The organism is Thalassomonas sp. M1454 (assembly GCF_007097525.1).
In the GTDB taxonomy this organism is placed as follows: domain Bacteria; phylum Pseudomonadota; class Gammaproteobacteria; order Enterobacterales; family Alteromonadaceae; genus Thalassotalea_A.
Map to the genome: position 1 here is coordinate 1 of NZ_VKDD01000017.1, position 934 is coordinate 934.

Sequence of the window (934 nt, forward strand, 5' to 3'; positions counted from 1 at the left end):
ATGACTGGGGTGAAGTCGTAACAAGGTAACCCTAGGGGAACCTGGGGTTGGATCACCTCCTTACCTTAAGTAAAACGCTTAATGTTGAGTGTTCACACAAATTGTATGATAACGAAAGATGAAGAAGATTAGGTCGTAACATTCTTGTTGCAGACCCATCATGATAGGTCTGTAGCTCAGCTGGTTAGAGCGCACCCCTGATAAGGGTGAGGTCGGCAGTTCAAGTCTGCCCAGACCTACCAATTTAACGTTTTTTCTGCGTTATTTTGGAACTTGTGTAGGTGAACTACACGGCGTTCCAAACTAACTTGTAAAAACGCTAAATAACTTTTTAAAGTGAATGCTTTAGGAAGTCCCAATATCCATTGGAAAACAATGGGGCTATAGCTCAGCTGGGAGAGCGCCTGCCTTGCACGCAGGAGGTCAGCAGTTCGATCCTGCTTAGCTCCACCATCTTCTTTAGAAAGGCCAAACTTAACTTATCCTACGGATACATTAAGTTTGGTTTTTTACCAAAATCTGCACCGAATGCGCGTGTTGATTAACTCTTTAACAATTTGGAAAGCTGATATTAAACCCGGCAACTTATGTTTATGACCTCCAATCATAAACGTCGAATAAGTTGCCACGATAAACAACTTGTTGTTTATCACTGAGATGTTTATACAACATCTCAACATTATAACTAACGATAATTATCGTTTCGTTAGTTGTTCTTACTCAAGGCTCACAGCAATGTGAGTTTGACACGTTAGTGTCAACATTCTTATGAATGCGTGAAAATGTCAGACTTGCAACTTAGTTCGGTTTAGTCACCGAACAATCGAGAAGGAAACTTTTTGGGGTTGTATGGTTAAGTGACTAAGCGTATGTGGTGGATGCCTTGGCAGTTAGAGGCGATGAAGGACGTGTTAATCTGCGAAAAGCTGAGTTA

The 934-nt window shown here is 41.4% G+C and carries 2 tRNA genes and 2 rRNA genes; all 4 read left to right on the forward strand.

Annotation, left to right across the window (positions count from 1 at the left end):
• Positions 1-63 (forward strand): 16S ribosomal RNA (locus tag FNN08_RS16220); the annotation flags it as partial.
• Between the two features lie 102 nt (positions 64-165).
• Positions 166-242: transfer RNA gene (locus tag FNN08_RS16225), tRNA-Ile, on the forward strand.
• A gap of 135 nt (positions 243-377) precedes the next feature.
• Positions 378-453, forward strand: a tRNA-Ala gene (locus FNN08_RS16230).
• 398 nt (positions 454-851) lie between these two features.
• Positions 852-934: ribosomal RNA gene (locus FNN08_RS16465) — 23S ribosomal RNA — on the forward strand; the annotation flags it as partial.